General features: G+C 37.2%; 5 protein-coding genes. 3 read left to right on the top strand and 2 right to left on the bottom strand.

What is annotated here, in order from left to right:
• A partial coding sequence (locus ACIR131C_RS26685; RefSeq protein ID WP_231395414.1) for a hypothetical protein occupies positions 1-281 on the top strand: 281 nt, incomplete at its 5' end.
• Between the two features lie 181 nt (positions 282-462).
• Complete coding sequence (locus ACIR131C_RS0107000) at positions 463-1,353, top strand: ABC transporter permease (RefSeq protein ID WP_028089619.1); 891 nt, start codon at positions 463-465, stop codon at positions 1,351-1,353.
• A 159-nt stretch (positions 1,354-1,512) separates the two neighbouring features.
• On the opposite strand, the gene murQ is transcribed toward ACIR131C_RS0107000, so the two are convergent.
• A complete protein-coding gene (gene murQ, locus ACIR131C_RS0106995; protein WP_028089618.1) occupies positions 1,513-2,451 on the bottom strand; it encodes an N-acetylmuramic acid 6-phosphate etherase in 939 nt (312 codons plus the stop codon).
• Positions 2,452-2,529: 78 nt separating this feature from the next.
• The gene (locus ACIR131C_RS0106990; protein ID WP_028089617.1) at positions 2,530-2,949 is read right to left on the bottom strand and encodes a DUF3110 domain-containing protein; all 420 of its coding nucleotides are present in this window, start codon (positions 2,947-2,949) and stop codon (positions 2,530-2,532) included.
• 681 nt (positions 2,950-3,630) lie between these two features.
• Between ACIR131C_RS0106990 and ACIR131C_RS0106985 the strand changes: the two genes are divergently transcribed.
• Positions 3,631-9,090 carry a translocation/assembly module TamB domain-containing protein gene (locus ACIR131C_RS0106985; RefSeq protein WP_028089616.1) on the top strand — a complete coding sequence of 1,820 codons (5,460 nt, stop codon included), beginning with the start codon at positions 3,631-3,633 and terminating at the stop codon, positions 9,088-9,090.
• Positions 9,091-9,130: the final 40 nt, after the last annotated feature.

Raw genomic sequence — 9,130 nt, 5'->3', positions numbered from 1 at the left:
AGGTTGGCGTTAAAAATTGTCGTTATGACAAGGGAACAGGGAACAGGGAACAGGGAACAGGGAGGTTTTGGGCAACTTTACTTTTCTTTACTTATGTCGGTTTTTTTCCGCTCACCTACTTAAAAACATTAATGATCCAGTCAAACATCACCTCCTTACCTCTTACCTCTGTGTTCTCTGTGCCTCTGTGGTTAGATTTATCTGTCAGTTACAGCACAAAACCAAAATACAGAAAATTTGAAGAAACCTATGATAGATATTGGACCCAATTACTAACATAAAAAAATTAATGATCAAATCAAACATCACCTCCTTACCTCTTACCTCTGTGTTCTCTGTGCCTCTGTGGTTAGATTTATCCGTCAGTTAAAACACAAAACCCAACTACAGAAAAATGGCAATTTTAAATATTAAATATTAAATATATAACCCTATCCAAAATCACCAAACCCTAATACTCAAATGGAATCTACTAACAACCTGAAAAAAACAGACAAATTACAAACAGCCTGGAAAAATTGGCTACCTCCCTTGACATTACTAGCACCATCTGGTATTTGGTTATTAATATTATTACTTTTGCCAACATTAATCATTTTTGAGTTAAGCTTAGTCCCAGATATTCGTCCTGGTGATTTAGTAAATCCCAGTGGTTTTAGTAATTATATTCACATTTTTGCACCGATTTATTTAAAGGTAATATTCAACTCACTTTTTTTTGCCTTTGGTACTACTATTATCACCTTAGTTTTAGGTTTTCCCGTTGCTTATTGGATTGCTGTAATAGTACCACATCGCTGGCAGAATTTGTTAGTATTAGCTTTCGTATTACCTTTATGGACTTCTTCTTTATTACGTTCTTACGCATGGATTACTATTTTGCGTCCTAGCGGATTATTAAATAGTTTGTTAACCAGTATTGGTTTACCAATTTTAGATATTCTCAACAGTAATGTAGCCGTATTAATTGGTATGAGTTACAGCCTATTACCCTACATGGTATTAATTTTGTATGCTTCCTTAGAAAAATTAGATAAAAGACTATTAGAAGCTGCTGCTGATTTAGGTGCAAATTCCATCCAAACTTTTTTAAAAGTGACTGTACCTCAAGTTTTACCCGGTATTGCGGCTGGTTCATTGCTAGTTTTTATTACTGCATTAGGGGATTTTATTGACCCCGAATTATTAGGAGGTGCTTCCAGCATGACAGCGGCCAGATTAGTTTATAATCAGTTTCTTGGTGCTACTCAAAATTGGGGTTTTGGTTCAGCTTTAAGTATGACATTGATTTTGATTGTGAGTATATCAATTTCCCTTGTCATTAAATTTGGTGAAGCAACACCTAAAAAATAAAAGCAATTACAATTAAACTATTAAGTAGGTTGGCGTTAAAAATTGTCGTTATGACAAGGGAACAGGGAACAGGTTTTGGGCAACTTTACTTTTCGTTACTTATGTCGGTTTTTTTCCCTAGATACAGATGAAGATATAGGTGAAGTGAAATTCACACTTTTATTTACCAACACCGGAATTATGATCTTGATTATAACTAGTTACAGCCTGACGGAGATTACCCAAATGTGCAGCTAGTAGTTCCTTACTGGCTTCCTGATCTAAACCCGTCCAGTGCATTAATAAGGACAACTTCACCCATTTACCGCTACGTTCCAGTAAAAAACCCGCCGCTTCTCGACTTAAGCCCGTCAAGTCTTGTAGAATCCGTAAAGCGCGATCGCGTAACTTTTGATTAGTCACAGCGACATCAACCATGCGATTACCATAGACCTTACCGAGTTTGACCATTACCCCAGTGGAGAGAGTATTTAAGGCCAATTTTGTTACAGTTCCCGCTTTCAAACGAGTAGAACCAGCCAAAATTTCTGGACCTGTTAACAAACGAATATCAATATCGGCCTCAATAGTGACTTGTTCAGCGGGGACACAAGCTATAAAAATAGTTTTAGCTCCGCGTTGACGAGCAGCATTAATAGCACCGTGAACAAAAGGTGTTGTTCCTCCCGCAGTAATACCGACAACCACATCTAGTTGGGTAATTTGTCGTTGAGAAATCGCACTTTCCCCATCTTCAGATCGATCTTCTAAATCCTCAGAACTGCGAACCAATGCACCAGCGCCACCAGCAATAATTCCCTGTACCAACTCGGCCGGAGTGCAGAAAGTAGGTGGACATTCAGCAGCATCTAATACTCCCAATCTACCACTTGTCCCTGCACCCACGTAAAATAAACGTCCCCCTTGACGCAATCTGTCCGCTGTCAAATCAATAGCTGCTGCTAATTGAACTTTAGCCTCTGCTACTGCTGCTACTGCTTTGTGGTCTTCATGATTAAATAACTCCACCAATTCCAGGGAATTGAGTTGATCTAAATTGAGACTATTAGGATTAACTTGTTCCGTGAGTAGATGGCCGCGTTCCTGGAAATTTGTCATCTTGTATATTCTGTGTCAGTGGTAACAAATCAATAGTCAGTTGTCATTTACTGCTCATGACTAATGACCCATGACAAATCATAATAGCCCTTCCAGTTGACGACGAATGCTGTCTAAATCAGAATTAGCAATTTCCGGGACAGATGAACCTGTGTCTGGGAAATCCTTTCCAGTATATCCCATTTCAGTTTCAGCTTGCCAGTCAGTTTCTTCCACGTTCATTGCTGGAGGAATAGCTAACTCACTATTTTCGGAAATAATTTCCCAATCATAGCCGGCACTTTCGCAAAATTCCTGAACATCAGCAGCATCCATCATTTCTACTGTTGGTACAGCGAAGTCTTGAGCTTCCAACATTAAAGCATAGCGAGTAGCATCATCTTCTGATTCAAACATGAGGATTTGATTACCTTCTAACCCTTGGCCATTGGTAATGCGAACGCTATGAATGCCCTCATTATCCGTACCAGCATTAAAAATTAGTACAAAAACACGCATTATCCATCCTTTGATTTCTTGTCTAACTTATATTAGAGTTCTAGGTTGTGCATTTGCAAAAGTCTGAGATCATTTTTGTCGGATTTTCAGGACTCACAGCTAAACTAAAAGATTTTCCAATTATATAGTTAATTAACCATAAGTTTTTTAAATAAGAATTTGACAAAAAAGGTAAAGTCGAATAATTGCCCCTCTATTCTCAATAATCTTGAGAATATTCTCAATAACTCGACGAAAAAAGTTCATTTTTGGGCTTGACTTTCTCAACTATTTTTTTTAAAATAATTTTTGATAAAATCTGCTTGGGCTTATGTGCTGTAAATTTCTAAAATTATCAGAGGATGGTTCTTCCTCGTCGGTTCTATGATAACAGATTAAAAATTCCTTGTCAATACCTTTTCCTCTCTTTTTCCTAGAAAAAGCATCAACTCTCCGCGCCTCTGCGTGATTCAAAAAGTATTAATTCATATAAAAACAGAAGATAGTTCTTCCTCGTCGGTTGTATGATAACAGATTAAAAACTCGTTGTCAATACCTTTTCCTCTCTTTTTCCCGAAAATTTTGGTTAAAAACTCCGTTCTAGAAAGACAGCTTTTGGTATAATAGGCATAGCGAGTGTCAAATATCCAGCAGCGTAAATTTAGCGGGCTTCCTCATCCCATAAGTTGTGGTGAAAACAAGATGTCTAACTCTCCTGGTCAAAATTCTCACTCCAGAAACTCTGGGTTTGAGCGTCTACGGTTAACAATATTAAGTCAAGGTGGACTAGTTTTAGGTGCTGTATTGGTGCTGGGAATTATTGCCAGTGTTTGGCGGTTGCGGAATTTCGTTTATAGTGATTTAGTACCATTAGTCACTCAAAATCTAAATAACACCCTGAACCGTCCGGTAAAACTGGGAGCAGTTAAGTCATTTTCCCTGACTGGAGTAAGTTTTGCTGCTTCAGAGATACCAACAACTGATACAGATTCAGACAAGGTAAATACAAAAGCTGTTGAAGTAGGATTTGATCCTTGGCAATTAGTTATTAAACGCAATCTCCGATTAGATGTTACTTTAATTAATCCAGATATTTATATTGAACAAGATTCCCAAGGACGCTGGTTAACTACTACTATAACTCCGCCTACGAGTAAAGCATTTATTAAAACTGATTTAGATAAATTGCGGTTTCGTGATGCTAATTTAGTATTAGTACCGAAAGTGTCATCTGGGGAAAAAAATTCTTTACCAGTTACCGTAGCATTTTCAGGAATTAATGGCACAGCTAAACTCTTAAATCAAAATCGTCTGATTAAATTAGAATTAGCTGGTCAGGCCGTGAGTGGGGGTAATATTTCCATTGTGGGGGATTTAATTCCTCAGAAAGTTTTAGCTGGGGATTTTCGACTACAAGCGGAAAACATTCTCGCAGCAGATATTACGCGAATTGTCACTTTACCACTAACCTTAAAAACTGGTAGAGTCAATGGTGATTTGCAAATTAAGTTAGTACCCAATGGAAAAACCTTATTATATGGTAAGGCGGCCATAGCGGGAGTGACGGTACAAATCCCTAAAATACCTCAATTATTAAATAATAGTCAAGGGAATCTCAGTTTTGATGGACTAGCTATTAAATTAGAGCAGATAATTACCAACTATGGGCAAATCCCGGTTACAGCATCAGGTACAATTGACCAGGAAACTGGATTTAATTTAAAAGGGCGTGTCAATGCGGTAAGTTTAGCTAATGCCCAAACTACTCTAAAAGTCAAGTTACCCGTTCCTGTAACTGGGATAGCTCAAGCAGATGTACAGATATTGGGAGGAATTTCCCAGCCAGTATTATCCGGTATTGTCAGCAGTTTGAAAACTGTCCGAATTGATAAAGTAGATTTTCAGAAAGTTAGTAGTAAATTTGAACTGATAAGCAGTAAGTCTCTGCTGAAAATTACAGATATCCAAGGAAAAACTACAGAGCAAGGTGAGGTAAAAGGTGGGGGAACAATTAAACTCAGTCCAGTACCCCAACTAGATTTTAACTTTACTGGGGAAAATATAGCCGGAGATGCGATCGCTCAAGCATATAATATTAAAACAGGATTCCCCATTGGACTATTATCAGCTACAGCCCAACTCAAAGGAGCGGATAATAAGACCCAGACTATAGTAAAATTGCAAGCACCTGAAGCTAAATATCCCACAACGTTAACAACAATTATTAATTCTGATATTAATTCTCACCAAACGGTTGACTTTCGTGATGTAGTTGCTAATGTAGGTAGTGGCATAGTTAGGGGTAGTGGTACTTATGTTAATGGTCGTTGGCAAGCTTTGGCGCAAGCTAGTAAGATTAAACTAGCCTCCTTTGTAGACCAAAAACAACAGGAAAACATTTCCTTAACTGGGGCTGAATTTAATGGAGGTCTGCGTTTATCAGGAAATTCCTCACCATTTAAAATTGAGACAATTATTCCTGAAAATGCGAATGTTAACATTGCCGGTGGTACAGTCAATATAGCCCAACTCGACTTACAAGAGCAAAATTTCACAGCCTTGTTACTAGGGAGAAATTTACGCTTAGGCACAATATTCAAACAAAAACAAACCAACCCAATTTTAAATTATCCCCTCACAGGTAAATTCATGATTGGGGGTAATCGGGAAAATTTCCAACTCAAAACTATCACAGCATTGGGTGAGGCCTTTTTATCTGTGGGAGGGGGGAAAATTAAAGCTGGGAATATTCAAGTTGCGGAAGGTCGTTATCAGGCGAAAATTCAAGCTGATAATGTACCTTTGCTCAGTTTAGCACCTGTACCATCCCCATGGCAAGGAAATATCACAGGAGAATTGCAAGTAGCGGGTTCTGTGGAGTCATTCCAACCTGAAACTATTCAGGGAGAGGGACAAGGTAGATTGAAACTCCCTAACGGAACGGTTACGGCCGCTGATATTCGAGTTAATGATGGAAATTATCGGGCTTCTTTGGCTACTTCTGGGTTAGAATTGCGCTCTTTTGGTCAGCAGTTACAAGGACAATTGACAGGGAAATTACAACTAGCGGGAACTTTAGCCAGTCCCAAATTAGCGGATATTGCTGCTGTTGGTCAACTGCAATTTAATAGAGGTTTACCCGGTATTAATCCACCTATTTGGTTATATATTGGTTGGAATGGAAAAAAGCTAACTATAGATAGTTATAATAATGCTGATTTCCAAGTTAAAGGTTATTTATTAGCTAATGCCGAAAAAGTAGGTATTCCCGAAATTACGGACATGAATTTCAACTTAGATATATATAATTATAATCTACAGAAATTGCCGATTAAATTGCCTAAAAACGTAGATATTGCTGGAAAACTGGATTTTAGCGGCCAGTTGAGAGGAAAAACCACTGCACCAAATATTACAGGTAAGTTGGGATTTACAGATTTAAAAATTCAAAGATTGGCCTTTGAACCATCTCTAACTGGTAGTGTTAAGGCTATATCAGGACAGGGATTAAATTTAGATGTTGCAGGTAAAAAAGAACGTATAGCAGTTGAATTAGATAGAAATAATCGTCCTAAATCTTTTTTAGTCAAGTGGCGACAAACATTGTTATCAGGGATAGAAACAGATGGTAACTTAGCCGTAGGTATGACTAATCTGCCATTAGAAGCATTAAATGTAATTTTACCAGATGATACAGTATTAAGTCCGGGAGGTGTGGGAGGATTATTAAATGGAAATTTGCAAATTAATTCCCAGACATTAGCGACAAAGGGGAATATAGCCATTGAGAAACCAGAAATTGGCCGCATTAAAGGCGATCGCTTTCAAACCCAACTGCGCTATGATAATCAAACATTTATTCTCGGTAATAGCGAACTTCGCAAAGGTGAAAGCAGATATAACTTTGATGCAAATATTAAACAATGGACTAAAAAACCCCAACTGGGAGCAAACATCAAAATTGACAAAGGTAATATTCAAGATATCCTGAATGTTGCTCAAATATTTGAACTTCAAGACTTGCAACGTGGTTTAAAAGCACCAAAGTATGGCAAAGCAGGTAACTTAACTGCTAAATCCCAAAAATTACCAAATCAGTCCTTATTCAGCCAAATTCAAAGGTTATCAGAAATTGATGCCCTAGTAACTGCCCAAGAACAAAAGCGAATTAATGCTACACCCATACCAGAATTAAGAGACTTAAAAGGGATTTTAAACGGTACTATCAGTATAAATACCGTCACAGCCGACCAACCAAGGATGAAATTTAACCTGCAAGGACAAAACTTTACTTGGGGTAAACCAACAGAACCGAGCCGATTTTATGCTGTGGAAAAAGTAGTAGTTACAGGTAGTTTAGAAGAGGGAATTTTCCGTTTACAACCTTTACAAATTCAAAATCAGCACAAATTAATTGCCTTTACAGGTAACATTGGTAATAGTAAACAATCAGGTACATTGACAGTAGAAAATTTTCCTGTTCAGAGAGTAAACGATTTAGTGAAACTACCAGTAGGAATTGGAGGTAAACTGAATTTAAAGACAGCAATAGCAGGTAGTATTAATAATCCTCAAGCTATAGGAGAATTAAACATAACAGAAGGAACAATTAATCAAAAACAAATAGCAACAACTAATGCCACTTTCAATTATGCTAATGGAAGATTAAACTTTAGTAGTAAAGTCTCAGGAACGGAGAAAGAATCTGGAACTGAAATTTCGGGGAGTATTCCTTATCAAACACCTTTTGCTACTAAAAAACCAGAGAGTAATCAAATTACCTTAGATGTGAAAGTCAAAAACGAGGGTTTAACACTTTTAAATCTTTTTACTAATGAAGTAGCTTTTGAAAATGGACAAGGAGAATTAGATCTAAAAGTTTCGGGAACTTTAAAAAAACCCTTACTGGAAGGTAAAGCTTACCTGAATAATGCTACCTTTAGCGCTCAAGCATTACCGGGAAAATTAACCAATATAAATGGTAGTGCAGAGTTTGATTTAAACCGGGTATTTGTAGACAGTCTGGAAGGTAGATTTAGTAATGGTAAAGTTGAAGCTGTGGGAGAACTACCAATTTTTACCAGTCAAAATATGAAAACAGAAAATGCACTAACTGTTAATTTAGAACAATTAGCTTTAAACCTCAAGGGACTATATCAAGGGGGTGCTAGTGGGAACTTAAAAATTAACGGTTCTCTGCTGCAACCTGTAATTGGTGGTAAGATAGAATTATCTGATGGTCAAGTATTGTTAGCAGAATCTAAAAATGTTAATTCCGCAAAGAGTAAAATCAGCATTCCTCAAAAATCCTCAGAGGTAGAAAATAAAATTACTAAATTACATAAGCTAGAATTAAACTTAGGTAAAAATGTACAAATTACTAGTCCACCGCTTTTTAAGTTCCAAGCTGCGGGGGATTTAATTGTTAATGGTTCTTTAGCGGAACCATTACCGGAAGGGACTATTAAACTAACTAAAGGTGCGGTGAATTTATTTACGACTCAATTAAGTTTAGCACGAGGTTATGAACATACTGCTACTTTTATTTCTAGTCAACCCCGTGACCCTTATTTAGATATTCGTTTATTTGCTAAAATTCTAGATGTAGTTCAAAATAGCAATATTGACCGACAAAATTCTCTAGTTTCTTTAGGTTTATCGGGTTTAGAAACAGTTCGAGTTGAAGCAAGTATTAATGGTTTAGCTAGTCAAATTAATGAGAATTTAGAACTCAAAAGTAATCCTGCGCGTTCAGAAACACAAATTGTGGCTTTGTTAGGGGGTGGGTTCATTGATACTAAAGAACGTGGTGATATTAAATTGGGTTTAATTAATATTGCTGGTTCGGCGGTTTTTAGTAATTTCCAAGGTGCATTTAATCAAATTGGTGATGCTTTTGGTTTAAGTGAATTAAGAGTATTTCCCACTATTCTTTCCCAAAGGCCAGAAGCAGGGAGAAATAACTCATCTTTAGAATTGGCTTTAGAAGCAGGAATTGATCTTTCCCCGAAATTTTCCGTTTCTACTATTAAGATTTTGACGGCTCGTGATCCTTTACAATGGGGGATTAATTACCGAATAAATAATGAACTTCGTGTCCGTTCTTCTACTAATTTAACTGATGATACTCGCGCTGTAATTGAGTTTGAACGGAGATTTTAAAAAATTGACAACGGACAACTGACAACGGACAACGGACAAA

The organism is Dolichospermum circinale AWQC131C (assembly GCF_000426905.1).
GTDB lineage: Bacteria > Cyanobacteriota > Cyanobacteriia > Cyanobacteriales > Nostocaceae > Dolichospermum > Dolichospermum circinale.
Note: the sequence above shows the minus strand (reverse complement) of the source record. Positions and strands in the feature narration are given on the sequence as shown.